Origin of the sequence: Sphingomonas citri (assembly GCF_019429485.1) — a bacterium.
GTDB lineage: Bacteria > Pseudomonadota > Alphaproteobacteria > Sphingomonadales > Sphingomonadaceae > Sphingomonas > Sphingomonas citri.
The window spans coordinates 1-26,233 of sequence record NZ_JAHXZN010000003.1; the positions used below are offsets into that span (position 1 = coordinate 1).

Below are 26,233 nucleotides of genomic sequence, written 5' to 3' on the forward strand. Positions count from 1 at the left end.
TTCTCACGCGAGCGTTCCCAGCCGAGCACCATCCCGGCCGCGGTCGCCACCACCAGCCGGCCAATCGCATCGATCCAGAAAGCGACGTCCGGTGCCGCTGATGCTTCGATCATTCGACCAGCACGTGAACGTGATGCCAGGCGGTGCACAGATAGCCGGCGAAATTCCACATCGTATCCGGCCGCTCGGGCTGTCCCTGCCCGGTCTCGTCGAAGGCACGGGCGACAAGGTGCTGGCGTCCCTTGGCAAGTGTGGCGTCAAGGATCCAGCGCCGCCAGCCCCAGCGCGTCTCCGGATCATCGGCGAAGGTCGCCTGTTGCCAGTCGCGACCGCCGTTCACCGACACTTCGATCCGAGAAATACGGCGGTCATAGGCAATGGCATATCCCTCAATCCGCACCTCTCCGGCGGCCAAACTCTCGCCCGCACCGGGCGAGCAGATCGCGGCGTTGAGCGGCATGGCATTGATCGTCAGACCCTGGCTCCAGTCGACGGTGTCGCTCGTCACAGCGGCGGGGAAGAGCTTGTAGTCGTGCGCCTGGATCGGTGCCTCGGAGGGCGTTTCACGCACCTCGATCCGTGTCAGCCATTTGGCGCTGCGGACCCCGGCATAGCCAGGCACCACCATGCGGAGCGGGGCGCCATGTTCGGGCGTCAGCGGCTCGCCATTCATCGCCCAGGCGAGGAGTACGTCGGGCTCCCGCGCCTTGCTCATGGCGATCGATACCCCGAACAAGGCTTCTTCACCCTCCACGTCCACCTCGTCCGCGCCGGTGAACGCCACGAACAGCTCGGACGCATCCGGCGCGCCGACCGCATCGAGCACATCGGCCAAGCGTACGCCGGTCCACTCCGCATTGCCGATCGCGCCTACGTCCCACGGATCGCCGGAGGTGTTGGCGACCTGCTGGAGATCGGTACGCCGGTTGCCGGCGCACTGGAGAACCGCCGTTACCGTGCGCGTGGCAAACGTGCTCTTCAGTTCCTGCACCGAGAAGAAGCGGCTCGCCATGCCCCTCCCGCTCACCTCGATCCGATGATTGGCGGGCAGATCCGGCACCGGCCCGTGGCTGCGCACGTAGAACAGCGCCTGCGGCGTCAGAAACCGCTCGATCAACGCACCGGGCGTCGGCTCGGCATTGTAGGGATCAGAACTGCGCTCGATCATATCGGTCATGGACGATCAAACGTCGCGGGCACGCGTAACGCTTCAAGTCTTCGAGACCATCGCAGACGAAAGGCTGCCGACCATTCCGATATCCAGATTGGAATGACCATATCAAACGGTTGGTCGTATCGATCTAAGTACGCGATATATGCTGCATGACTTTGGAGCAGCTCAGAATATTCGTCGGTGTCGCGGAGCGCGAACACGTCACCAAGGCAGCGGAGGCGCTGAACGTCACGCAGTCTGCTGCCTCCGGGGCGGTTGCGGCCCTCGAAGCGCGCTACGGCGTTCCGCTGTTCCACCGCGTCGGGCGTGGCATCCAGCTTACCGAGGCAGGCCGCGGCTTTCTGGAGGAAGCGCGCGCGGTGCTGGGGCGGGCAGCGCATGCCGAGACGATGCTCGCGGACTATGCCGGGCTCGCGCGTGGTTCGTTGCGGATCGTCGCCAGCCAGACGATCGCGAGCTATTGGTTGCCGGCAAAGCTCGCCGCCTTCCACGAACGCCACCCACAGATCGCGGTCGAGCTGGCGATCGACAACACCGAAGGCGCGGCAGCGCAGGTGTTGAGCGGCGCGGCGGAACTCGGCTTTGTCGAGGGCGAGGTGGACGAACCGGCGCTTGCCCACTGGAATGTCGGGCATGACCCAATGGTGCTGGTCGGCCGCGAGGAAGCCGAACGCATCGACGAGGCCTGGCTGCGCACTACACGCTGGATCGTCCGTGAGCAGGGATCGGGTACGCGCTCGACTTTCGAGGACGTGCTGCGAACGCGCGGGTTTGATCCGGCCCAGCTGACGATAGCGATGACGCTGCCGTCCAACGAGGCGGTGCGCACCGCCGTTGAGGCCGGTGCCGGCGTTGCCGTCTTGTCGCGATTGGTCGTCGCGCGCGCGCTCAAGGCTGGCGATCTCGTCGAGCTGCCGCTCGGGCTGCCCGACCGCGCCTTCCACGCGCTGCGCCACAAGGAACGCTATCGCACCCGCGCGGCCGACGCGCTGACGGATCTCATCAAGGAGCAGGTCGCATGACTGCCGACACGCACTCCGTTCTCAGCGGCCTCAAGCCGCTCAGCCGGCTCGATCACCCCCGCGAGATGATCCGCCAGTTCACGCCCAACTGGTTCGCCGCGACGATGGGCACGGGCATCCTTGCCCTCGCGCTGCCGCAGGTGCCCGGCATCGGGCCTTCGCTTAAACCTGTCGGCGAGGTGTTGTGGTTCTTCAATATCGCGCTCTTCGCGCTGTTCGCCGGCCTCTATGGCGCGCGCTGGGTGATGTTCGGGCACGAGGCGCGGCGCATCTTCGGGCACAACACCGTGTCGATGTTCATCGGGACCATTCCGATGGGGCTGGCGACGATCATCAACGGCTGTCTCGCCTTCGGCATCGCGCGGTTCGGAAATGGCATCGTGCCGGTCGCGCATATCCTGTGGTGGATCGACGTCGCCATGTCGCTCGCCTGCGGCGTGCTGATCCCCTACCTGATGTTTACCCGCCACGAGCACAGCCTGGACGGCATGACCGCCGTATGGCTGCTGCCGGTCGTCGCTGCCGAAGTGGCGGGCGCCAGCGGCGGGCTGCTCGCGCCGCATCTAACCGATCCCCACGCGCAGATAGTGACGCTCGCGACCTCCTATGTGCTGTGGGCCTATTCGGTGCCGGTCGCGTTTGGCATCCTCGCCATCCTCATCCTGCGCATGGCACTCCACAAGTTGCCGCATGAAAGCATGGCGGCATCTTCCTGGTTGGCGCTGGGGCCGATCGGCACGGGTGCTCTGGGCATGCTGGTGCTCGGCGCGGATGCGCCGGCGATCCTCACCGCGCACGGGCTAGCCGGCGTCGGCACCGTCGCGCAGGGGATCGGCGTTGTCGCCGGGCTCTGCCTTTGGGGTTTCGGCCTGTGGTGGCTGGCGCTCGCGACGCTTATCACCATCCGCTACTGGCGCGCGGGCGTGCCGTTCAACCTCGGCTGGTGGGGCTACACCTTCCCGCTCGGCGTCTACACCGTCGCCACCTTCCGCCTCGGCACGACGCTGAACCTTATGTTTTTCGGTATCGTCGGCACGGTGCTGACGGTTGCGCTCGCGGCGATGTGGCTGCTGGTCGGTGCCAAGACGCTAGCCGGTGCATGGCGGGGCAACCTGTTCGTCTCGCCCTGCATCGCCACCCCGAACTGATCCGCCATGATGATCGGATCAGTCGGTCCGATCACTTGCAGAATGCCCCTTCGATCCGCCAGCGTGACTGGCCACAGGAGAGCCTTGTCATGGACAATTTCGACGCCGGGCTGGCGAGTGAGACCAGCCGTCGCCGCTTCCTCAGCCATGCCGCGCTCGGCACCGCCGGCCTTGCCGCCGCGCCGGCACTGGCGCAGCAGCTCGTCGACCTGAAGCTGCCCGGCGGCAATGCCGAGCGGCCGATGACCAGCGCCTTTCCCGGCAAGGGCAGCATGATCCTCCAGCGCGTCCATCCACCCTTGCTGGAGACGCCGATGGAGGTCTTCGACAAGTCGGTGTTCACGCCCAACGACCAGTTCTTCGTCCGCTGGCACTGGGCCGACATACCGACCTCGATCGACGTGGAAAGTTTCCGCCTCAACGTCTTCGGCCACGTCAATCGGCCGCTGTCGATCAGCCTCGCTCAGCTGCTGCGCCTTCCACGGGTCGAGATGGCGGCGGTGAACCAGTGCTCGGGCAACAGCCGCGGGCTGTTCCAGCCGCGCGTCGCCGGCGCGCAATGGGGCAATGGCGCGATGGGCAACGCCAAGTGGCTCGGCGTTCGCCTGCGCGACGTGCTCGACCTCGCCGGGGTCAAGGCAGGCGCGGTGCAGGTGCGCTTCGGCGCTCTCGATCAGCCGGTCGTGGCGGGCGCTCCTGACTTCGAGAAGGCACTCGACATCGACCATGCCCGCGACGGCGAGGTCATGATCGCCTTCGGCATGAACGGCGAGCAACTGCCGCTCCTCAACGGCTTTCCCTGCCGGCTGATCGTGCCGGGCTGGTACTCGACCTATTGGGTCAAGATGCTGAACGCGATCGAGGTACTGCCCGGCCCTGACGACCAGTATTGGATGGCCAAGGCCTACAAGATCCCCGCGACACCCGGCGCGAATGTCGCGCCCGGTGCCAAGGACTTCCCGACCGTACCGATCAATCGCATGATCCCGCGTAGCTGGATGACCAGCCTGCCCGATGGTCAGGCGATCGCCTATGAAGCGTCGATCCCGGTCGGCGGCATCGCAATGGGCGGCGATTGCGGCGTCGCCAAGGTCGATGTGTCGTCGGACGGTGGCCGCACCTGGTACAGGACGACGCTCGGAGCGGACGAGGGCAGGTACAGCTTCCGGCGCTGGGACGGGCGGGTGCCGCTGAGACGCGGGCCTAACCCCATCATGGTGCGCTGCTGGAACACCAACGGTGTCGCTCAGCCGATGAAGCCGATCTGGAATCCCGGCGGGTTCATGCGCGGCAACATTGAAACCACCACCATCATCGCGGCCTGAGGAGCGAGCAAATCATGAAGACTCCGTCTCCCGGCATGATGGCTGCTGGCCTGATCGGCCTGACCGGCATCATCCTCGTCTCGATCGGCGCGCCGAGCAGCCGCAAGGCGCCCGTTCCGATCTCCGAGATGTCTGAGCCGGCACCGGCCGCCAGCGTGTCAGCGCGCGGCTTCTCGCTTGCCTCGACCAGCGTCGACCTGCCGGCCGACGACGCGACCTACCCCGACGGTCCGCACGCCGACGTCATCAATGCCAATTGCACCTCGTGCCACTCAGCCAGCATGGCGCTGACCCAGCCTGCGCTATCGGCGGATCAGTGGAAGGCGACCGTCACCAAGATGCGTGAGGTGTATAAGGCGCCAGTGGCCGAGAAGGACGTCGATGCGATCGTTGCTTATCTCACCGCTATGCCGAGCCAGAAGGTGGCACCCGCGACCGGCAAGGCGCAGGACCCGGACCCCAAAGTGGCTCCTGATGTCTCAGGTGGAACCGGCTAACCGATCTACTTCCATAATCCCGAAATACCATCCCAATCGGGACGGTCGCCGGAATGCTTGTCACTAAATCGGCGACTGTAGCGGCGATCTGGCGCCATTCTTGGTGAGAAGCGTGGCAAGCTTGCTTGCAAGATCATGATGCCGAAACGGCTTCTCAAGTCGGGGAAAGCCAGCTTCAATGCCCAGGCTGTCGGAATATCCTGAGACGATCAACACGGGCAGGTCGGGGCGATCTTGCAAGATCGAATGTGCCAGTTCGACCCCGGTCATGCCCGGCATCAGATGATCGGTCACGAGAACGTCGATATGCGGATGTTCACCAAATGCCTGCAACGCTTCCGCCCCGGAGCGCGCCTCGATGACCTCGAAACCGATTTCCGCCAGCATGTCGGCCGTACTGGCCCTCACCACATCTTCGTCATCGACGAGAACGGCGATTCCCGTTACCAGCGGATCATACGCCTGCGACGATGCGACCGGAGCGTGAGCCATCCGGCTAAGCGGCAACCACAGGCTGATCGTCGTTCCTGCGCCCAACTCGCTTTCGATCGTCATAGCGCCCCCGAGCTGAAGCGTCAGGCCATGCGCCATTGACAGGCCGAGGCCTGTGCCCTTGCCGATGCCCTTGGTCGAAAAGAACGGTTCGATCGCCCTAAGGCGTGTCGCCTCGTCCATGCCTTCCCCGTTGTCGGAAAGTTCGATCACGACATAGCTCCCTGGCGGTACATCGGGATGCTGACGACCGGGGCTACGCCGATGCGCAGAAAGGCTAAGCCTCCCGCCGCGCGGCATGGCGTCGCGTGCGTTCAACGACAGGTTGATGATCGCCATCTCAACCTGATGAGCGTCTGCGTGCGCGAGCGGCAGGTCTTCTCCCACTTCCACATGCAACGGGATCAGCGGCCCGGTCGTCGTCGCAACAAGGTCGCTGATCCCACGCACCAGTGCCCCAGCATCGACAGGTTCGACCTTCAAGGGCTGGCGGCGTGCGAAGGCCAGGAGGCGCTGCACCAGCGTCCTTGCCCGTTCAGCGGATTGCAGGGCGCCTTCGATCAGCCGCTGTTCGCGTTCCCCTCCAACCTTGCGGCGTTGAAGAAGATCAAGGCTGCCGAGGATCGGCGTCAACAGGTTGTTGAAGTCATGTGCGACCCCGCCGGTCAGCTGGCCCATCGATTCGAGCTTTTGTGACTGGCGGAGCGCCTCCTGGGCCGCCACCAGCTCACGGGTCCGTTGCTCGACAAGATGTTCCAGTGTTGCAGCGGAACTGCGCAAGGCATCTTCCATTCGCTTGCGCTCAGTGATGTCGATCGAGAGGCCGTCGAGGGTCTGTAACGTTCCGTCAGGGCCGAAGCCGGGCTGACCCCTGATCTCGATCCAGCGAACCTCGCCCGCCGGCGTCCGCAATCTATACTCGATATGGTATTCGACACCCTGCGTCAGACTGGCTTCGATCGCAGCGAGTACACGGGCGCTGTCGTCTTCATGGATCGCGGCATGGAGATCGGCATAGGTGAACGGTAAGTCAGGGTTGCGGCCGAAGTTAATTCGGCACAGCTCGGAGGTTCGCAACTCGCCCGTCGCGACGTCAAAGGACCAGATCCCCATCTTTCCGGCCGACAACATCAGCGCACGCTGACGATCGGCGTCACCCGCCACGCGCAGCAGCCTGGCGTTCTCGATTGCGATGCCAGCGAGTGTCGCCAGTCCCTCAAGGCGCCGGATTGTGACAGGATCATGGTCACGGACGTCCGACCAATAGGCACCAAGGGCGGCAACAGGGACCGGCGCTCCAATCGGGGCCAGCATCATGCTGCGGACGAATGTTGGTGCATACGCATCCTGCGGTATGCGTGGGTCGATCCCCGTGTCGGGAACGACCACCGTCTGTCGGTGCTGCATCGCCCATCCCGAAACGCATTCACCGACCGGGAAGCGATTGCCGGACCATAGCTTTCCGACCGCATCTTCGGCGGCATAGAAGCAATGGTCGTCTTCGCGGATCACCACCGCGATGCCCTCTGCGCCCAAGGCTGCCCGGGCGGTCTGACGCAAAACCTCGACTACCGCATCCAATGATTTGGCATGAGCGAGCTTGCTGCTCGCATCGATCAGCAGCGTCTCCGTACCCAACGGGTGCTCGGGCGTCGGTGCGGGAAAATGCGGCATCGGCTACTCCTGGCCGCATAGCACAGATCGTGCCCCGAAGGCATTGCGGCTCGCCGACGAAGTCGGCACACAACGCATGGCGATCCGAAAAGATCAACTATCCATGTGATGATCTGCAAATTGCCCGGCTGTCGGCTTACGTCCTCTGTGTCGGACAGCCTATGAGCCCCGCTCGACTTTCTCCTGTCGCGCTGCGAGTTCACCCCATTTCACGGCAGCCCTGAGATGCATGGCGGCGACATGCTCCAGTGACGAAGCAGCGGCGCTCGCGCGCTCGCGTGTTTCGTTTTCACGGTACATCGATGAGTGGTTCTTGGGCATGTCACCCTTCCGAAAGGCCGGGCGTTACGAGCAGCCAGAGCGACAGACATACAGGTAGACCCAGACGGCTACAACGGATCGATACTGTCCCATGTCACCATCCTTTGCGGGAATCTGCACTATCGTCCAATCCTCACCTTTTGCTGTTGGACAGTTGGGGATCTGGCTTGTGGATCGGCGTGGAAAAAGGACCCCGGTAGCGAGGTGATCGGCGTCGAAAAAGGACCCCTCATCCCGGTGGTCTAGGCTGCTCGCTTGGCGGTGTGTCAGGCGGCGAGATCGGGATGCTGGTATTGGAGACGGTGTTGAGGATCCGGCGCGAGCACGCGTCGGGCAAGGCCATCAAGGCGATAGCGCGGGACCTGCACCTGTCGCGCAAGGTGGTGCGCAAGGCGATTCGGGCGCCGGAGGCGGACATGGGCTACCGATGCGAGGTTCAGCCGCTGCCCAAGCTGGGGCCGTTCCAGGCGCGACTGGACGCGTTGCTGGAGGAGGACGAGGCGCGGCCGCGGCGCGAGAAGCTGCGGCTCACGCGCATCCACGATCTGCTGCTGCGTGAGGGGTTTGACGGCTCGTACGACGCAGTGCGCCGCTATGCAGCGCGCTGGCGGCAGGTTCGGCGTCGCGACGTGATGGATGCGCCGGCGTTCATCCCGCTGCTGTTCCGGCCGGGCGAGGCCTATCAGTGACGGCACGCCCATCAACGAGGGGCTGGTGCGCTCGCTGTACAGCGGCTCGTTTCTTCCGGGCAGGCGCAACGTCGTGCTGGTCGGCGGAACTGGCACCGGCAAGACGCATCTCGCCGCCGCCATCACGGCCAATGTGGTACGGGCCGGCGCCCGCGGGCGCTATTTCAACACGGTGGATCTGGTGAACCGGCTCGAAGGAAACCCGCCTCGGCAAGGCCGGCACGCTGGCGGCCCAGCTCTCGCGCCTGGACCTCGTGGTCCTCGACGAGCTTGGCTACCTGCCGTTTGCCCGCTCGGGCGGTCAACTGCTCTTCCACCTCGTCAGCAAGCTCTACGAGCAGACCTCGGTCATCGTGACCACGAACCTCGCCTTTGGCGAGTGGCCGACCGTCTTTGGCGACCCCAAGATGACCACCGCGCTGCTCGACCGCATTACCCACCACTGCGACATCGTCGAAACCGGCAACGACAGCTGGCGATTCAAGCACCGCAGCTGACGCCCGGGGGCCACCGGAAGAAGACGCTTCGCGCTGGTTGCGCCTCCGGTCGGGCTACGCCCGCCCTACGCCGCAACCAGCGCGAACGGCGCACCCGTCATACCCGTTATGCTGCTCGACGAAGGGGGTGCCTTTTGGACGCCGATAGGGGGTCCTTTTTGGACGCCGATTGACAATCTTAGACGGTGGACAGGCCCAGCGACGGATAAGGGTAGTGCGGTAACCAACCCGCGGATGAGAGCGTGATCAATCGTCGTCGATCAGGCGCCCGCGGCACACCCGCCAAGGTCAATGCGCCCGCTGGCGTCACAGCCAGCGAAGAGGTAAACTCGGCCGGCGTCTCGGATGGCAGTCATGAGAGCGTACGCTGGGAGAGAGGTTCTGCGATGACCTCCAGCCTGACCGATGGGGGGGCGTTTCCCCTCGTCGAGTGTTTCGTCCTAGGCGGCTTCAGCCTCGGCGGATGCGATGATGGAGTCGGTTACGGCTTGAGCGAGATACGTAGCGCGCCGCGTCGCCTGCGGCGGTCGGCGGACTGCGTCGCGGATGATCTTGGGGTCGCCGACGAGTACGACCCGCCGGGTTGCACGGGTGATCCCCGTATAGAGCAGGGCGCGATCGAGGATCCGGCTGGCAGTGACTGGCACGACCACGATCTCGAACTGCGACCCCTGCGCCTTGTGCGTGGTGATCGCCCATGCGGGCTCGAGATATTCGAGCAGCTCCGCCGGAATGGTGCGGTCGCCCTCGTCGAAGCGGACGGCGAGCCCGTTCTCGGTCATTCCCTGCACATTGCCGAGGCTGCCGTTCCACAGGTCGAGGTCGTAGTCGTTGACCGTCCAGATGACGGGCTCCCCGCGTAGCCAGGTCAAGGGATTGAGCTTGCGCGCCACCGCCCATGCGTCGTGCAGGGCGGCGTTCATCGCCGCGGTGCCGCCGTCGGCTGGATCACCGGCCCCCTTGATCGAGCCGACGATCTGCGCGTTCGGGAGAGCACGGCGGATGGTAACGGCCGTTGTCACCACGTCACGCGCGTCGCAGGCGGCGATCGACACGCCGTGGTCGGCGGTGGCGTCGAATGCCGGCAGGTCGGGGAGGACGCCGTCGCGCACCGACTGCGCGGTGGCAGGTATGCCGGACGCCGCCGCCTGGCGCATGACTTCGGTCAGCACGGTACGCGGGATCGCGTCGACGCCGAGAAGGGCGTGGAAGGTCAGACCGAAGCCGACCGGCGGCAGCTGGCCGTCGTCGCCGACGAGCAGGAAGCGGCAGCCGGCTGGCGCGGAGAGCATGATGCGGTACAGCGACCCGAGGTCCACCATGCTCGCCTCGTCTATGATGATCATGGGCAGGGTGGAAAGATCGACGTGGCCGGTCGCCACGCCGATCAACCAGCCCGCGATGGTGCGGGCCATTTCGCCGGTGGCCTCGCGCATGCGCAGGGCGGCGCGGCCGGAGAGCGCCAACATCTCGACCGGGATGCCGGCGGCCGTGGCCGCACGGCAGATGGCCTTCAGCGTGGTCGTCTTGCCGGTGCCGGCGCCGCCGACGAGCAGCGAGAAGTTGGCGGTGATCGCCATCGCGACGGCCGCCGCCTGTCCGGCGTTAAGGTTGACGCCATCACCGGACCGGTGGGGGAGGGGGAGAACGGTCGGTTCGCGCGATGAGGAGGCGAGTTCGTCCGCGATCCGCTGCGCGATCGCGTCCTCCATGAGCGCGGTTCCCGACGACTGCCAGCCGGTGGGACGCCTGCGGATGGCGCCGAGAAGTGAGGCTTTGGCCAGGACGTCGTCGCCCACGGGCATGCCCAGGAGGGCCGCAGCGGCCTTCCGGAGGGCGTTACCGTCCATCAGCGTGTCGCCGTCGCCCAGACGGACGTTCAACGCCGCCTCGCATGCTGCCACAAGACGGCGCTCGTCCTTCTCCCCGAGACCCATCCGGCGGGCGATCGCGTCCGCCGACTTCCAGCTGGTGAATGCGAGCAGCCGATATGGATCGTCGTGGATGCGATCGAGTGCGTCGGCATCGTAGACGGCAAGCAGCTTGGCGGCAATGCGCGGCGGAATACCGACGCGGTCGAAGCCTGCCAGGATGCGCGGCTCGGCGTCGACCAGCGGCCATTCGAGAAGGATCGTCTTGATCTGCGCGCGCGAGCGGTTGTCGTCCGGGAGCGCGCGCAGAAGCGCCTCGGCGTCGCCCGCCTCGAGTACGTCGATCAGTTGCTCGCCGAATGCGTCCCACAGCTTGTTGGCCGTCGCCTCGCCGACGCCCGGGAAGCGCTGACCGGCCAGCAGCCGCGCGATTAAGCGCCCTTTGGGGCGAGCGAGCTTCATGTCGGTGACGACGACCTGCGGACCGTAGCCGGGGTGGATCTCGGCGGTGCCGCGGATGTGCCAGGTCTCGCCGGTGGCCGGCGGCCTCGCCAGATCCCTGGCGATGAAGCGGCGGCGGACGTGCCCGTCGTCGTCGGCGCGGAAGACGGCCATCCGCACGCCCGCGCTCAGCACGTGCGTGACGGTCGCGCGGACAGCGACGTCGCTCATCGCGGCAGGCGGCCCGTGTCCGCCAGATGGAACTCGATGGCCTCGTAGCGGCGCATGCGGCGGCGCAGTTCGACGGCCTCGGCGCGTGCGACAAGCAATTCCTTCTGCAGCTGGTCGTTGTGCCGCTTGAGCGCCTTCTTTTCCTCGTCCGGAGCGGCTGCACCCGGGCGCTGGAACGGTTCGGCGTCGGCAGACCCCTTGGCCGCGATCGGCGGAATGCCGTGCAGAGCGAACCGTGCATTGCACAGGTCGCGATTCCGACCGTTCTGATAGATCAGCTGCCGATCGTTCAGCGGCACGTCGCGAACGATCGCCGCGATGTCGGCGGAACCGTCGGGCCTGCGCGGGATGTCGGGACCGACGCGATCGAAGTAGCCGATCAGCGCTTGGTGATTGGCCTCGCCGCGCGCCTTATTGCTGGGTTCGGGCATCGGATCATCCCTCGTTGCGGTTGGGCAACGGCATCTCGAGCTCTTCGGCCGTCATGCCCTTCCTGATCCGCGCGTTGTAGATGTAACGGACGAACCGCTCCTCGTAGCCCGACACGACGGCCTTCAGCTTTACTATCTGTTCCTCCTGGCGCTTGATTCGCTGCAGAAGGAGTTCTTCGCCGACTAGGCGGATCCGCTTCGGCTTGCCGCCGTCGAGTTCCTTCCGCTTGGCGTTGAAGGCGGCCTCGATCTCCTGGTGTTTCAGCATGCCGATTCGACTGAGCTTCAGCTTCAGACAGCTCTCCACCTTCTTTTCGAGGCCAGGCCCCGTCAGCTTGCCCCAATCGTTCGTCCATCGATTAATCAGGCCGACAATCTGGTCCCGCCTGTCGCCGGTGATTGCCTCGCGGGTGCGCCCGGGCGTCTTCCTGTCCGTCATGCCGTGATCCTGATGTCGGGGCCGCCGTAGTGGGCAGGCGAGGTCGCATTGGGTTGGACGAGCGTACCGTCTTCGATAGTCGGATCGTCGTGGATCGCGATGATGCGGTCCAACGCACTTACGACGTCCACGGTGGCCCGATGGTGCTGAGACGCGCCGATCGTGCCGTCGTCGACCTCGGCGATCAGGCGCTCCGCGATCCAGGCGTTGTCGTCACGCATCTGTGCGGCGCGTGCCCTAGCGAAGCGGTCACCCTTCTTGATTGCTGCGGACTCGCAGGTCGCGCAGGCTCCGAATTCGGGACATGGCGAACTGTTCCAGTCCTGCAGGCAGAAGCCGATCTCCGTCACGTGCGCGGTCGCGATGACGGTTTCCGCGAAGGCCTCCCGCTTCACCGGCGGAAGCGAGGTATGGATGTCGGCCAGCGGACCGATCACCTTGCCGCCGTGGAGCAGCTCGCGGGCCTGCTCGGCGAGGAAGGTGGGCGTCAGATGGTCGTACTCGCTGTTCTGAGCAACGTCGTCACGGCCCGACCAACGCGCGATCAGCCCCTGCTCGAGACCGCCTGCTTGGGCGAGGGTATTCAGCCAGTGACGGAACTGGTGCGTGCGTGCGACTAGGTCCTTCCGCTGGAGGATGCGATCGAACCCGGATGCGACGATGCCGTTGCGCCCACCCAGGAAGTCTCGGATCTGCTGGTCGGACACGATCTCTAGGAGGCAGGGGTTCGTGGCACGCGTTGCGTGGTGCGCGTTCCGGAAGCTGAGGAACAGCCGTTCGTGCAACGGCGTCTCCCGATCGGATGCGGGGATGATCGGCATGTCGGCGAGAAGCGCGACCTCCAGATCGGCACGCCTCACGACCTTGCGCATCTTCCCGCCGGACGTACGAAGCTGATCTTCAAGCGGTACGCCGTGCTGTTTGAGCCACAGCAGCGCGGCCGCCGGCGCTGCCATGCCGAACATCGCCTGCACGTCGCGCACCGTGTACAGCTTGTCGGGATCGAGATCGGGGTCGGGCAGCCATGCCCTCCCAGGATGGTCGTGCAGCCAGCGGGCAAGCTCGCGTGCACCGGCCGTCGCTGAACGGACCCGCTCGATGGCCAGCTTCGCGACGTCCGTCATGACCGTCGGGATCCACTTCACGTCCGGCTCGCCGGACTTCTCCTTCCAGTACCGGATGCCGAAGCGGAAGATGCCGATGCCGTCCAGATCGAAGACGGGTCCGTTCACGCCCTCCTTCTGCTCCTCGATCTCACAGTTCTCGTTGATGCCCAGCGTCTCGACGATCCGCCAAGGTGCGCAGTGGAGCAGCGTGACGGCACCCATCAGCACTACATCGCTTTCGTCCTCGACGGCGTTCCAGATGGCTGCGAGCGCGTCGAAGACCTCGTCGTCGGGGATGCTCCTCGAGCGGGCACTGTCGGCGACCTCGCTCTGACGGCTGCCATTGTTCGCGACGCGCGGAATCGGGTTCTTCCAGTCGAGCCTGCAGAACCCGATTCCCTTGGCGTCGATCGTCGCGGCGATGATCTCGAGCGCCTGACCCAAGCGATACACGCTCGCTCCGGTCGCACGCTGCCGCACCCGGTTGGCCGCGGCGGCGAAGTCCTGCGGCAGGAGTCGGCACGGGTCGTGACCGCGATCGGCGAGTTCAAGCGACAGGTCGCGCGCCGCGTTGACGATCCTCGAGAGCGGGTGGACGGACTGCGGATTTCCGTCCTGCCGCGTCCTGACGATCGCCTTGATCAGCGAGGCGAAGGGCTCGGGAAGCGGCGTTCGCCCCTTCATCGACTTTGACGAACCACCCTCGTGCGTCGTAAAGTAGATCACGCTGCGACTATGTGATTTGTTCGCCGGCTGGGGGCAGTATGCCGTTATGTCCCAATCGGGTCGGTCCCAGTCAAGATCCGTGCCGAACGCCGCGCAGTCGGTGCGAGCCTGAAGCACGAAGTCGGCTAGGCGCTGGCGGGCATCACGCTGGGGGCGGGTCTCGAGGACCTCAATCATTGGCTGCCATTTGTCGGGCACGAATGTCCTCGATGCGCTTGATGACCCCTGCGACCGCCACGATCAGCTGATCTTCGATGCCGACGATCTTCGGGTCGAGACCCTGCAACTGCCGCTCCTCGCGCGCGATGATGAGCTGAGCGAGTACATCGTCGTGCGGGCCGTCCATCCACGCCTGAAACTTGACGCAGGTGTAGCATGCGTAGGGGGCTGTGATGTTACAGAACGAGAAGCTACCGCAGGTGCCGACGGGCGCGAAACGGCGCGCCGTAGAATCGACAAGGAAGCGGCGGCTTCCTTTCTCGCCCCCTCGAATAGCATCATGCTCGTCCCGCACGATGCCGGCAAACGCCTGCGCGCGAGGCGCAAGAGACATGGCCATAGCCCGATCAAGATGTTCCACGATGTCGGAATGGATTTCCCAGTAGACTGGAACGTTCTGGAGGTCGCTGTGGTCAAGCGCGTCGGCAACGGCGGCACGGGACGCGCCGTTGTTTACCATGCGGCTGGCGAAGGTGTAGCGGAACCGCCGCGTTGTCACTTCCAGCAGGTTGCCGTCCCGGCCGAGCACGCCAAGACGGCGAATGGCCGACTGGATTAATTTTGTAAACTCGAACGCTGCACAATGATAAAGCCATTCATCTTCGATGTTGCCACGCGAGAGCGCGGGCGTATCTCGCCTAAAGAGAGGGCGAGAGAATTTATCTCCGGGATGCGGTGTGGCTCGATTTTGTTCGCAGAGTTCCGCAAGAATGTTGCCGAAGAACGTATTCAGCTTGCGCTGTCTAAAACTAGTCCGAAGGCGTTCCTCGCCCTTCTTGTGGCGAGGAATATTCAGGATGTAGCAGGTGATGGCTCCATTGGCTTCAACCGGTACGAGATCATCTTCGCGAAGCGCGGCGTATTGGGATGCATTGTTTCCCGTTGCGAGACACAGCACCAGTGCGGCCTGTTCGGCAACCGGAATGGTGCCTTCGACCCGGGCGGCCTTCAGGGCGGTGATAATGTTCGCGACTTCCTGGGTGGTCAGAGGACCTTCGGTGGGATCCTGCGACCTAACAGCTCTCCCCTTAGCGTTTCCGCCAATGACGAGGCCGGTCAGCCTGTCCTCCACGTCGGTCGAGAAGGACTCGAGCCGCTGTCGACGACACCATCGGTACATCAGGCGGCTCTCGTGCAACAGGTATGACCGTTCGGCGCCGAGTTTGACGCGGGCCTCGCTGAAGGCCAGATAGGGCAAAGTGCGGCCCTCTGCGGCAGCGGTGATTGCTGCCGGGGTGTGAAGCAGATGTAGCACGCGGCCGAACGTGTTGTAGGTGGTCCAAGCCGAGGTTCTAACGATGTGATGGACTATGAAGCATCGGAAGGCGTCTAGGATCTGCCCCTCCGGCAACTTCACCAGATCCCAGTTCAGCACCTTATCGCCGCTCGGGCTGTTCAGGCGCCAAACCCTTCCGGAGACGTCGACAGGCAGGCCTGCGCGATCGACGATCGTCGTGTTAGCCGGCGGCCAGCGACGCTGCTCAAATTCCGGAAGTGATGCAGGTGCATTCATGCCATGGCCTCGATCTTACCTTGAAGGTCGAGCAGAATGCGGCTCGCCTCCTTCACAATCTCGCTGTGCGAGTAGTTGACCGACTGTTTCGAGTTCTTCGCCCAGCCCATCAGATAATTGTTGACCGTGTCGCGGAATGCATCCTTCCAGCCGAGTTCGGCCGCTCGCTGCCGAAAGCGGGCATTCCAAGTGTGCCGCATCTTGTGGGGATTGAGGTCAGCCGGCAGATCTTCGGGAAAGCGAAGCCGCAGCACCTCGAAGATGTCGTAGACGCTGTCGAGCGACATGGCCGCGCCATCGCCCTTTGTTCCCATGAAGAAGAACGGCTGACGTTTAGCCCCCTTCAGTCCGGCGCGATGCCGCATCGCGTAAGTATCGAGTACAGTCGCCAAGACGCGGCTGACGATGAGCGTCCGACCCATCGTCTTGACCAGCGGCGGCTTGCGTCGGACTTCGTCCGGATCGTTGGGACGAGGCACGATGACGATGCTTGGATTTGCGCCGTGAAGCCTCAGGTCCTCGGCGGCCTTAAGCACGAGGGGCTCCCCCTCCCGCGTGCCGAGTTCGTCCAGCATGAGGACGATTGCGAAGTTTCGATATCGCGTTTCGGGCTTGAACGGATTGCGGGTGTCGTCGGGACGACAGACGGCAAGGAGGAACTCGCGCTGCTCGTCCGTCAACGCCTCGCGCTGACCCTTCCTTCCCGACCGTCGAAGCGAGTCGATCTGTTCGCGGACCTCGGTCAAACGCGCACGCAGGTTGATGGCATGCGCGGGGGTCGACGCCCGATGGATAATGGGCGCGGTGCGCCACTCGATGTAGTCGCAGGTCCAGCCCAGCCGATCGGAATGTGTGTCGGCCTTCACGGCGCGGGGAATGGGCGTCCCCCTGATGGATCGGGGTTCTTTCTTGCTCGCCCGCATCCATTCGGAAAGCATGTCGATCTCGTGCGGGGCGAACAGCGTGCCGCTCTCGACGCGTTGCGTCAGATCGATGCCCTGCTTGTCTAGCCACTCGTGCAATAGGCAGAGGCTGTCGACCTCGCGCTTGGCGCTGTTGATCGAACCGGTGCGCTGCTGGCTGATGCTGTAACTGCAGACTTGGGCATCCGGCAGACCGGTGGCACGCGAGACCATCAGCGGGAAGCGCTCTCCGCTTTCAAGGCGGATGATCTTGGTGCTGTAGCCGCGTCCGTCCGTCATGATCGCCCCTTCTTGCAAGGCAATCTGTAACTGATTGGTTGATAGTCAAGGCCGCTACGTAAACGTACATAGCCGGTAAGTCATCGTGGGTCACAGAAAAAACGGGCAGCAGTTACAACTGCCACCCGTTATATTCAGGCAAAAATGCCTCGTTACTAGTTACAGGTTTTCCGCTTGATCTGGCGTTTTTCGCCTCGTAAACACGGCGAATAGTTACAGATTTAAGCCTTACCCGTTATCAGAACGGCACGTCGTCGTCGAGGTCGTCCGCGAAGCCGCCGCCGAAATTGCCACCGCCGCGGCTGCCGCCGCCGCTCGAGCCGCCACCGCCGCCCGCGCCGCCGCCGAAGCCGCCGCCGCCGCGCGACCCGCCACGTCCACCGCCGCCGCCGAAGTCGTCACCGCCGCCGAAATCGTCGCGGCCGCCGCCGCCGCCGCCACCGCCACCGCTACCCTGCGGGCCGTCGAGCATGGTCAGCACCGAGTTGAAGCCCTGCAGCACCACCTCGGTGGAATATTTGTCGTTGCCCTGCTGGTCCTGCCACTTCCGCGTCTGCAGCTGGCCCTCGATGTAGACCTTGCTGCCCTTGCGCAGGTAACGCTCGGCGACGTTGGCGAGCCCCTCGTTGAAGATCGCCACCGAATGCCACTCGGTCTTCTCCTTGCGCTCGCCGGTGTTGCGATCCTTCCACGATTCCGACGTGGCGATGCGGAGATTCACCACCTTGCCGCCGTTCTGGAACGAGCGCGATTCGGGATCGCGCCCGAGATTGCCGACGAGAATGACCTTGTTGACGCTGCCTGCCATCGAATCCTCTGCGCGCCGGTACCGCCGGCGCCTGCTGGTGAGTGCCGGCCCGCGCCGGCGTCCCGCGGCGTTCCCGCGCGTGGCGGGCAAACGACCGATGGCCTAGATAGTCACAGCCCCGCCGCCACCGCCAGCCAATAAGTGATACCCGCCATCACATAGGCCGCGGCGAAGAGGTAGCCGATCATGAACAGCGGCCAGCGCCACCCGTTGGTCTCGCGCCGCGTCACCGCGATCGTGGAGATGCACTGCGGCGCGAACACGAACCACATCAGAAAGGCCAGTGCGGTGGGCAGCGACCAGCGCCCGCGCAGTTTCTCCACCAGCCCCTGTTCGCCGGCATCGTCCTCGACGTCATCGATCGCATAGGCGGTGCCGATCGCCGCCACCGCCACCTCGCGCGCCGCCATCGCCGGGATCAGCGCCAACGCGATATCGTGGTTGAAGCCGATCGGGCGCACCACTTTCTCGAGCCCGTCGGCGACCCGGCCGGCGATCGAGTAATCGACCTGCCGCTGCCCCGCCGGCGCCTGGGGGAAGCTGAGCAGCGCCCACAGCACCACCGTGGTGAGGGCGATCGTGGTGCCCGCGCGCTTGAGGAAGATCTCGGTGCGGCTCCACAGCCCCAGCCCGACGTCGCGCAGCCGCGGCATCTGATATTTGGGCATCTCCATCATGAAGCCCGACGACTCACCCTTCGTCACGGTGCGGCGCAGCAGCAGCGCGGCGACGAACGCACCCACGATGCCGAGCAGGTAGAGCGCGAACAGCACCAGCCCCTGCAGGCCCACGAACGGCAGGACCTGCCGCGACGGGATGAACGCACCGATGATGATCGTATAGACCGGCAGCCGCGCCGAGCAGGTCATCAGCGGAGCGATCAGGATGGTGGTAAGCCGGTCCTTCTCGTCCTCGATCGTGCGCGTCGCCATGATCCCGGGCACCGCGCAGGCGAAGCTGGAGAGCAGCGGGATGAAGGCCCGTCCGGAGAGCCCCACCTGCGCCATCAGCCGGTCCATCAGGAAGGCGGCGCGGACCATATAGCCGCTCGCCTCGAGCACCAGGATGAAGAGGAACAGGATCAGGATCTGCGGCAGGAAGACCACCACCGCGCCCACTCCCGCGATCACGCCGTCGGTCAGCAGCGAGCGCAGGAAGCCGTCGGGCAGCACGCCCTTGAGCCACGCCTCCGCGGCGGCGAAGGCCCCCTCGATCCAGCCGATCGGCGCCTCCGACCAGCTGAACACCGCCTGGAACATGACGAAGAGCAGCGCGACCAGCAGCACCGGTCCGAACAGGGGATGGAGCGCGACCGAGTCGAGCATGTGGTTCCAGCGGCGCACCGGTGTCTCGCTCACCGTCGCGGCGGCGGCGATCGCGCGCGCGCGGCGCTGGAGGGTGACGATATCGTCGTCGACGCTGCCGTCGGAGGCGCGCAGCCGGCGCATCCCCGCCGCCGCGGGTGCGCCGCCCACCAGCGCGGTGAGTTGCCCGCGCAGCGTATCGATGCCGCGACGCCGCACCGCGACGGTCGGCACCACGGGCACGCCGAGCTCGCGCTCGAGCACCGCGGGATCGAGCACCAAACCGTCGCGCTCGGCGAGGTCGACCATGTTGAGCGCCACCACCACCGGCAGACCCAGCGCGATCAGCTGCATCGCGAAGCGCAGGTGATTGTCGAGGTTGGAGGCATCGATCACCACCAGCAGCGCGTCCGGCAGCCGCTCGCCCGCCTGCGCGCCGGTGACGACGTCGCGAGTCACGCGCTCGTCGGGCGAGGCGGGGTCGAGGCTGTAGGCGCCGGGCAGGTCGACCAGCTCGACCGGGCGGCCGTCCTCGAGCGCGAGCCGGCCCGAGTGCCGCTCCACCGTGACGCCGGGGTAATTGCCGACCTTCTGCCGCGCTCCCGTCAGCGCGTTGAACAGCGCGCTCTTGCCGGCATTGGGATTGCCGACCATCGCGACCAGCGGCGGGAGTTCCATCAGGAGGGGCGGGTCATTCCGCCGGCAGCGGATCGGGCGAGACGCTGATCGCGCGCGCCACGGCGCGGCGCAGTGCCACCGTCATCCGTCCGATACGGCACGCGATCGGCCCGCCGCCCAGCCGCGAGCGGTGCAGTACCTCGATCGCGACGCCCTCGTCGAAGCCGAGTTCGCGCAGCCGCCGCGCCTCGGGCGAAGCGAGTCGCGCCCACTCGATCGCACCCACCGTCGCCGACCGTCGACGCGGCAGCGTCTCGAGCGTGAGCGAGTCGGCCGCATGGTGAGCGGCGGTGTGGCGGGGGGAGCGGATCGCGGTCACGGTCTCGGTATAGGGCGCATGCAACTGATTATCAATAAGCTGCGTCGTCCTATCGCCGCGTCGGGTCAGACGACCGGATAGCGCAGTCGCCCGACGAAGCGGCTCAGGCTGGGGCGACGCGTGGCGCGCTGCTGGAACGCGGCCTTGCTTTTCTCGAAGCGCATGATGCCGTCGATCCGGCGCGCCAGGAAGGCGCTGGTATCGGCATGCGCCTCGCTCTCGTCGTCGAGGAAGACGGTGGTGGTGGCGGCATAGACCGCCAGCAGCATCGCGCGCTTGGTGTAATGATTATAGTCGGTCGCACGGTCGCCCGCGAGCCGCCACATGCGGTCGACGCTGCGCCAGCCGAGTCGCGCCGCGCGCGCGACGTTCTGCGGCAGCGCCAGCACCGCGCGCGCGCGCCGCAGCGCCTCGCGCTCGGGCGCCAGCACCGCCAGCCGCGCCTCGACCAGCGCGGTGATGCGCTCGCGGATCTTCATCGCGCCGAGCCGCTCGGGCGGCAGCGCGCGGGCCATCTCGGCGTCGACATGGTCGAACCAGGCGTCGATCATCGCCACCGGCCCGTCAGCGAAGGCGAGCCGCGCGACGTCGGCGTCGATGTCGTGGCTCTCGGCGGCGAGGTCGCGGGCGGCGTCGCCCCAGCCGTCGAAGGCGGCGTTGGCGGCGATCGCTGGGGCGAGCAGCGCGCGCACCTCGTCGAGCGTCAGGTCCTCCGGCGCGATCGCCGCGGCATCGTCACTCATCACGCTTCCTCCGTCACCGCCTCGGCCGGCGCCGCCGCCCCGATCGGCCTAGCTTCCTCGCGCTCGCGCCGCACCAGCACCAGCGCCGCCGCGATCATCGCCACGCCGACCAGGTCGGGGCCGCCGAGCGTCTCGCCGAACCAGACCCAGCCCACCGCGGTGGCGACCATCGGCTGGATCAGCAGCGCCAGCCCGACCACCAGCGGCGAGGCGCGACCCAGCGCGTAGATCATGCAGCCCTGGCCGATCACCTGGCTCACCAGTGCGACGCCCAGCAACGGCGTCCAGTTCCCCGGCATGATCCGCTCGCCCAGCGCGAGCGCGAAGACGAGCAGCGGCAGCAGCGACGCCGCCGACGAGAGCGCCAGCGCGGGCAGCGGCGCCATCGCGCGGCGCACGTCCGACATCAGGATGAAGTAAATTGCGTAGAGCACCCCCGCGCAGACGCACAGCAGGTCGCCGCCGAGCTGGCGCGGGTCGAGCTGATAGGAGCGCCCCATCAGCAGCGCCGCGCCCGCCGCGGCGAGCAGCAGCGCCAGCCCCTGCCACCGCGTCGGCCAGGTCCGCGCAACCAGGAAGCCCCATAGCGGGAACAGGAAGGTCGCCGAATTGCCGAGCAGGGTGGCGTTGGCCATCGTCGTCTGCAGGATGCCGGCATGCCAGGTGCCGAGATCGGCGGCGAAGGCGAGCCCGGCGAGCGCGAGCAGCCACCAGCGCCGCGCCGAGGCGGACGTCGCGGGTGCGACCCCGCGCGTGCGCCGCGCCGCCACCAGCGCGGCACCGCCGAGCAGCGGCAGCGCCAGCGCCATGCGCCAGAAGGCGGCGGCGACCGGGCCGACGTCGGCGAGCCGGACGAACAGCGGCCCGAAGGCGAGCGCGCTGTTGGCGACCACCAGCGCGACGAACGCCGCCGCGCCCGTCTCCGGGTGCGCGCGCGCGGCGGCGAGCGAGGTGGCGCTGGTCGGCTGGTCCATGGCGCGACCCTTAGGCCGCGTTTCCGGCGCGGGAAAGCGCGGCGGTGACCCGCGCCACCCGGTCGGGCCGGGCGGCGCGGGTGCGGCTCACTTCGCTGGCACGACGGCGGCGACCGGCACGGCGGCGGCGACCGGCGCCGCCGCCGCGGCGGCGACGATCGGCGTGGCCGCCGCCGGCGTCACCGCCAGCGGCGCCGGCGCCGCCGCGGCGAAGGCGAGCGGCACGTCCTCGTCGACGAAGCCCTTCACCGGCGTACCGATCGCGAGATGCGCGCTGGTGCCGGTCATGAAGAAGCCCGCCGGAAGGAACACCAGCGCCGACACTGCGGTGGCGCCGATGCCCCCGGCGGTGCCCTTGTCGTCGAAGCCGCCCGACAGGCGCACCTGGCGACCGTTGACGGTGAGATAGAGCAGCCGCGCCGCGAAATGGCCCGACTTGCCCCACATGCCCTTGTTGCGCACCTCGGTGAGCTCGCCGACCGCGGGCGTGCCCGCCGGGACGACGGTGGTGCCCTGCACCAGCAGCGGCTCGGCGGTCTCGAGGTGCACGCGCTGGCCGATCTTGAGCTTCTTCCCCTTGGTGGTGAGCTCCTCGGTGAGCTTGAGCGGCACCTCGGTGCCGGTGCGCAGCACCGCCTGCCCGGTCACCGGTGCCGCGATGGGCGCGACGGCCTCGGGCTGCGCCGGCGCGGCGACGGTCTGCGCGCGGGCAGCGCCGCCCACGAGCAACACCGCCGCGGCCGCGGCGTAAAGATGAATCATGATGTGAACCCCCGTTTGCGGCCCGCCCCCGCGGGCCGCGGGCGAACCTCGCCGAGCACCCCGCCGTCGTCAAACGGGATCGCCACGGAAGTGGACCGGATCTGGGACATTCCTCCCGCCGACTTGACGCGGGCGCGGTGCCGGCGCCACGGCGTGGAGATCGTCCAGAGGTCGCGCGAGAGTCGGATTGACCGTCAGCCACGAACGCCCGCGCCGGTGAAGCGCTTCTACGCGCCGCAGCAGGCATCGCACGCGCCCGAGCTGGAGCTGCACAACGGCGCCTTCACCGCTTACGCCGAGGTGCCGCAGCGCGCCGAGATGATCCTCGCCGCCATCGGTGGGGCGGTTCCGCCGCCCGATCGCGGTCTCGCGCCGATCGCGGCGGTGCACGACGCCGCCTATCTCGACTTCCTCCGCGACGCGCCGACGCTGTGGCGCGCCGCGGGGCGGCCGGGCGACGCGATCCCCTACGCTTTCCCGATCGTCGGCCGACGCCCGCTGGCGCTGTCGCGGATCGACGCGCTGCTCGGCGCGCACGCCTTCGACGCGACGACGCCGATCACCGAGCGGACCTGGGACGCCGCTTACTGGAGCGCGCAGACCGCGCTCGCCGCCACGCACGCGGTGCTGGAAGGCGAGCGCGCCGCCTTCGCCTTGTGCCGCCCGCCCGGCCACCACGCCGGGCGCGACTATTGCGGCGGCTATTGCCACGTCAACGTCGCCGCCGTCGCCGCGCAGGCGGCGCGGGACGCGGGCCGCGCGCGGGTGGCGGTGCTCGACATCGACTATCACCACGGCAACGGCACGCAGGACATCTTCTACGACCGCGGCGACGTCTTCTACGCCTCGGTCCACGCCGATCCGGCGAGCGACTATCCTTTCTACTGGGGCCATGCCGACGAGCGCGGTGCGGGCGAGGGGGAGGGCGCGACGCTCAACCTGCCGCTGCCGCGCGGCGCCGCGCTGGCCGGGTTCCGCGCCGCACAGGCGCGCGCGCTCGACGCGATCGCCGCCTTCGGTGCCGACTTCCTCGTGCTCAGCTTCGGCGCGGACACCTGGGAGGGCGACCCGATCAGCCACTTCCGCCTCACCACCGGGGACTTTGCGGTCCTGGCGGGCGACGTGGCCGCGACCGGGCTGCCGTGCGCGATCGTGATGGAAGGCGGCTATGCGGTGAACGCGCTGGGTGCCAATGTCGCCAGCCTGCTGAGCGGGTTCGAAGGCTGAGGGAAGGACAGGATAGATGGCGGTGACGGCGATAGCCCCGGATCAATCGGGCGGCAGCGCGCCGCCGCTCAACGCCGGGCTGCTCGCCTGTATCGTCACCGCCGCGCTGGCGGGGCTGCTGTTCGGCTTCGACACCGCGGTGATCTCGGGCACCACCGTGTCGCTGACGCGCGCCTATGGGCTCGACAGCTTCTGGCTCGGCGTCACCGTGTCCTCGGCATTGTGGGGCACGCTGGTAGGGGCGCTGTTCGCGGGGATTCCGGGCGACCGCTTCGGCAGCCGGGACACGCTGCGCGTGCTCGCGCTCTTCTACGTCGCCGGCGGCATCGGCTGCGGGCTGGCGTGGAGCTGGGAGTCGCTGGTCTTCTTCCGGGTGATCGCCGGGCTGGCGGTGGGCGGCTCGTCGGTGCTGGCGCCGGTCTATATCTCCGAGATCGCCCCGCCCGCGCGCCGCGGCGGGCTGGTCGCGGCGTTCCAGTTCAACATCATCCTCGGCATCCTGCTGGCCTATGTGTCGAACGCGATCATCGCCGCGCTGGCGCTGGGGGCGGACGATTGGCGCTGGAAGTTCGGTGTCTCGGCCGCGCCCGCGATCGTCTTCCTGCTGCTGCTGCTGCGCATCCCGCACTCGCCGCGTTGGCTGATGGCGAAGGGCCGCGCCGCTGAGGCGCGTGACGCGCTCGCCCGCGTCGGCATGGGCGAGGAGCAGGCGGAGAAGGAGCTGGCCGCGATCCACGCCGGCTTCGCCGCCAAGCCTAGCGGCGAAAGACTGTCGTGGCGGCGCCATCGCAAGCCGATCATGCTGGCGCTGCTGGTGGCGGGCTTCAACCAGCTCTCGGGCATCAATGCTTTGCTCTATTACCTCAACGACATCTTCGCGGCGGCCGGCGGCGCGCTCTCGGCCGACGTGCAGGCGATCATCATCGGAGTCGTCAACGGCATCTTCACGGCGGTGGGCATGCTGCTGATCGACCGGCTCGGGCGCAAGACGCTGCTGATGGTCGGCTCGGCCGGGATGGCGGCGAGCCTCACCGTGGCCGGGCTGGCGCTCGGCGGGTCGCTGCCGGGCTGGATCGTGCTGCCCGCGCTGATCGGCTTCATCGCCTTCTTCGCGCCGAGCACGGGCGCGGTGATCTGGGTCTATATCAGCGAGGTCTTCCCCACCGCGGTGCGCGGGCGCGGCAGCGCGGTCGGCGCCTCGACGCACTGGGGGCTGGACGCGATCATCGCCGCCGCTTTCCCGACGGTGGCGGCGCTGTCGGTGAGCCTGCCCTTCTACGTCTTCGCGGCGATGATGCTGCTGCAGCTCGTCGTGGTGGCGCTCTACTTCCCCGAGACCAAGGGCGTGCCGCTCGAGGAGATGGAGCGGCGGCTGGGCGTCGGCTGACGCCCGTGCCGTCGCGGGCCTCAGTCGAAGAGGCTGCTGACGCTCGACTCGTCGGCGATGCGGCGGATCGCCTCGGCGAGCAGCGGCGCGATGGTGAGGTGGCGGATCTTCGCCGCCCCGCCGATCGCCTCGTGGTTGCCGATCGAATCGGTGATGACCAGCTCGTGCAGCGCCGAGCCCTCGACCCGCGCCACCGCGCCGCCCGACAGCACGCCGTGGCTGACATAGGCGACCACGCCCTCCGCGCCCGCCTCGCGCAGCGCGGCGGCGGCGTTGCAGAGCGTGCCGGCCGAGTCGACGATGTCGTCGATCAGCACGCAGAAGCGCCCCTCGACGTCGCCGATGATGTTCATCACCTCGGACTCGCCCGCGCGCTCGCGGCGCTTGTCGACGATCGCGAGCGGGGCGTTGTCGAGCCGCTTCGACAGCGCGCGCGCGCGCACCACGCCGCCGACGTCGGGCGAGACGACCATCAGGTTCTTCTCGCCGAAGCGCGCGCGGATGTCCTGCGACATCACCGGCGCGGCGAACAGATTGTCGGTGGGGATGTCGAAGAAGCCCTGGATCTGCCCGGCGTGCAGGTCGACCGACAGCACGCGGTCGGCACCCGCGGTCGTCACCAGGTTGGCGACCAGCTTGGCCGAGATCGGCGTGCGCGGCCCCGGCTTCCGGTCCTGCCGCGCATAGCCGAAATAAGGCAGCACCGCGGTGATGCGCTTGGCCGACGCGCGCTTGAGCGCGTCGATCATGATCAGCATCTCCATGAGATTGTCGTTGACCGGGTAGCTGGTCGACTGGACGACGAACACGTCCTCGCCGCGCACGTTCTCCATGATCTCGACGAAGATCTCCTCGTCGGCGAAGCGGCGCACCAGCGCCTCGGTCAGCGGCACCTCGAGATAGTCCGAGATCGCGCGCGCCAGCGGCAGGTTGGAGTTGCCGGTCATCAATTTCATCGAGAACACCCTTTCGCGCCCGTTGCTCTAGGCTGGGGGGCTGGCGAGGGGAAGGGG

General features: G+C 66.9%; 21 protein-coding genes and 2 pseudogenes. 8 read left to right on the forward strand and 15 right to left on the reverse strand.

Annotated elements, in window-relative coordinates; all coding sequences use genetic code 11:
- Nucleotides 1–109 precede the first annotated feature (109 nt).
- Complete coding sequence (locus KZ820_RS10450; protein WP_007406227.1) at nt 110–1,177, reverse strand: molybdopterin-dependent oxidoreductase; 1,068 nt, start codon at nt 1,175–1,177, stop codon at nt 110–112.
- Between the two features lie 146 nt (nt 1,178–1,323).
- On the opposite strand from KZ820_RS10450, the gene KZ820_RS10455 reads away from it, so the two are divergent.
- From KZ820_RS10455 to KZ820_RS10470, 4 genes are all read left to right on the forward strand, one after another.
- Nucleotides 1,324–2,196 carry a LysR family transcriptional regulator gene (locus KZ820_RS10455; RefSeq protein ID WP_007406272.1) on the forward strand — a complete coding sequence of 291 codons (873 nt, stop codon included), beginning with the start codon at nt 1,324–1,326 and terminating at the stop codon, nt 2,194–2,196.
- A complete protein-coding gene (locus KZ820_RS10460) occupies nt 2,193–3,344 on the forward strand; it encodes a TDT family transporter (RefSeq protein WP_007406242.1) in 1,152 nt (383 codons plus the stop codon). Before KZ820_RS10455 ends, KZ820_RS10460 begins: the two co-directional genes overlap by 4 nt.
- Nucleotides 3,345–3,433: 89 nt before the next feature.
- Nucleotides 3,434–4,669 carry a molybdopterin-dependent oxidoreductase gene (locus tag KZ820_RS10465; RefSeq protein ID WP_007406293.1) on the forward strand — a complete coding sequence of 412 codons (1,236 nt, stop codon included), beginning with the start codon at nt 3,434–3,436 and terminating at the stop codon, nt 4,667–4,669.
- Between the two features lie 14 nt (nt 4,670–4,683).
- Nucleotides 4,684–5,166, forward strand: a complete 483-nt coding sequence (locus tag KZ820_RS10470; protein ID WP_007406258.1) for a c-type cytochrome — start codon at nt 4,684–4,686, stop codon at nt 5,164–5,166.
- A gap of 63 nt (nt 5,167–5,229) precedes the next feature.
- Here KZ820_RS10470 and KZ820_RS10475 read toward each other — a convergent pair whose 3' ends face one another.
- The gene (locus KZ820_RS10475) at nt 5,230–7,332 is read right to left on the reverse strand and encodes an ATP-binding protein (RefSeq protein ID WP_219748592.1); all 2,103 of its coding nucleotides are present in this window, start codon (nt 7,330–7,332) and stop codon (nt 5,230–5,232) included.
- A gap of 605 nt (nt 7,333–7,937) precedes the next feature.
- Between KZ820_RS10475 and KZ820_RS10480 the strand changes: the two are divergent.
- Nucleotides 7,938–8,339: pseudogene (locus KZ820_RS10480) on the forward strand (IS21 family transposase); the annotation flags it as partial.
- A 1-nt stretch (nt 8,340) separates the two neighbouring features.
- A pseudogene (istB, locus tag KZ820_RS10485) lies at nt 8,341–8,839 on the forward strand (IS21-like element helper ATPase IstB); the annotation flags it as partial.
- Between the two features lie 440 nt (nt 8,840–9,279).
- Here the strand turns inward: istB and KZ820_RS10490 are convergent.
- The 12 genes from KZ820_RS10490 to KZ820_RS10545 form a co-directional block, all read right to left on the reverse strand.
- Entirely contained in the window at nt 9,280–11,382 is a 2,103-nt protein-coding gene (locus tag KZ820_RS10490) for an AAA family ATPase (RefSeq protein WP_219748593.1), read from the reverse strand.
- The gene (locus KZ820_RS10495) at nt 11,379–11,813 is read right to left on the reverse strand and encodes a nucleotide exchange factor GrpE (RefSeq protein WP_219748594.1); all 435 of its coding nucleotides are present in this window, start codon (nt 11,811–11,813) and stop codon (nt 11,379–11,381) included. The genes KZ820_RS10490 and KZ820_RS10495 overlap by 4 nt, the downstream gene beginning before the upstream one ends.
- A 4-nt stretch (nt 11,814–11,817) precedes the next feature.
- Nucleotides 11,818–12,252, reverse strand: a complete 435-nt coding sequence (locus tag KZ820_RS10500; protein WP_219748595.1) for a hypothetical protein — start codon at nt 12,250–12,252, stop codon at nt 11,818–11,820.
- Nucleotides 12,249–14,282 (reverse strand): hypothetical protein, encoded by a 2,034-nt coding sequence (locus KZ820_RS10505; RefSeq protein ID WP_219748596.1) that lies wholly within the window; start codon nt 14,280–14,282, stop codon nt 12,249–12,251. The genes KZ820_RS10500 and KZ820_RS10505 overlap by 4 nt, the downstream gene beginning before the upstream one ends.
- A complete protein-coding gene (locus KZ820_RS10510) occupies nt 14,254–15,816 on the reverse strand; it encodes a site-specific integrase (protein ID WP_219748597.1) in 1,563 nt (520 codons plus the stop codon). Before KZ820_RS10510 ends, KZ820_RS10505 begins: the two co-directional genes overlap by 29 nt.
- Nucleotides 15,813–17,018, reverse strand: a complete 1,206-nt coding sequence (locus KZ820_RS10515; protein WP_219748598.1) for a site-specific integrase — start codon at nt 17,016–17,018, stop codon at nt 15,813–15,815. Before KZ820_RS10515 ends, KZ820_RS10510 begins: the two co-directional genes overlap by 4 nt.
- Nucleotides 17,019–17,256: 238 nt before the next feature.
- Nucleotides 17,257–17,826, reverse strand: a complete 570-nt coding sequence (ssb, locus tag KZ820_RS10520) for a single-stranded DNA-binding protein (protein WP_219748599.1) — start codon at nt 17,824–17,826, stop codon at nt 17,257–17,259.
- 110 nt (nt 17,827–17,936) lie between these two features.
- On the reverse strand, nt 17,937–19,808 hold the full coding sequence (gene feoB, locus KZ820_RS10525; RefSeq protein WP_219748600.1) for a ferrous iron transporter B: 1,872 nt from the start codon (nt 19,806–19,808) through the stop codon (nt 17,937–17,939).
- 13 nt (nt 19,809–19,821) lie between these two features.
- Nucleotides 19,822–20,118 (reverse strand): FeoA family protein, encoded by a 297-nt coding sequence (locus KZ820_RS10530; RefSeq protein ID WP_373369022.1) that lies wholly within the window; start codon nt 20,116–20,118, stop codon nt 19,822–19,824.
- 74 nt (nt 20,119–20,192) lie between these two features.
- Nucleotides 20,193–20,870 (reverse strand): COQ9 family protein, encoded by a 678-nt coding sequence (locus KZ820_RS10535; protein ID WP_219748601.1) that lies wholly within the window; start codon nt 20,868–20,870, stop codon nt 20,193–20,195.
- Complete coding sequence (locus KZ820_RS10540; protein WP_219748602.1) at nt 20,870–21,844, reverse strand: DMT family transporter; 975 nt, start codon at nt 21,842–21,844, stop codon at nt 20,870–20,872. Before KZ820_RS10540 ends, KZ820_RS10535 begins: the two co-directional genes overlap by 1 nt.
- Nucleotides 21,845–21,931: 87 nt before the next feature.
- The gene (locus tag KZ820_RS10545; protein WP_219748603.1) at nt 21,932–22,606 is read right to left on the reverse strand and encodes a hypothetical protein; all 675 of its coding nucleotides are present in this window, start codon (nt 22,604–22,606) and stop codon (nt 21,932–21,934) included.
- Nucleotides 22,607–22,822: 216 nt separating this feature from the next.
- Here KZ820_RS10545 and KZ820_RS10550 point away from each other — a divergent pair, with 216 nt between their 5' ends.
- The gene (locus KZ820_RS10550; RefSeq protein WP_219748604.1) at nt 22,823–23,833 is read left to right on the forward strand and encodes a histone deacetylase family protein; all 1,011 of its coding nucleotides are present in this window, start codon (nt 22,823–22,825) and stop codon (nt 23,831–23,833) included.
- A gap of 16 nt (nt 23,834–23,849) precedes the next feature.
- The gene (locus KZ820_RS10555; protein WP_219748605.1) at nt 23,850–25,220 is read left to right on the forward strand and encodes a sugar porter family MFS transporter; all 1,371 of its coding nucleotides are present in this window, start codon (nt 23,850–23,852) and stop codon (nt 25,218–25,220) included.
- A gap of 20 nt (nt 25,221–25,240) precedes the next feature.
- Here KZ820_RS10555 and KZ820_RS10560 read toward each other — a convergent pair whose 3' ends face one another.
- Nucleotides 25,241–26,176: a ribose-phosphate pyrophosphokinase gene (locus KZ820_RS10560; protein WP_219748606.1), complete on the reverse strand. Its 936-nt coding sequence runs from the start codon at nt 26,174–26,176 to the stop codon at nt 25,241–25,243.
- Between the last annotated feature and the right edge of the window lie 57 nt (nt 26,177–26,233).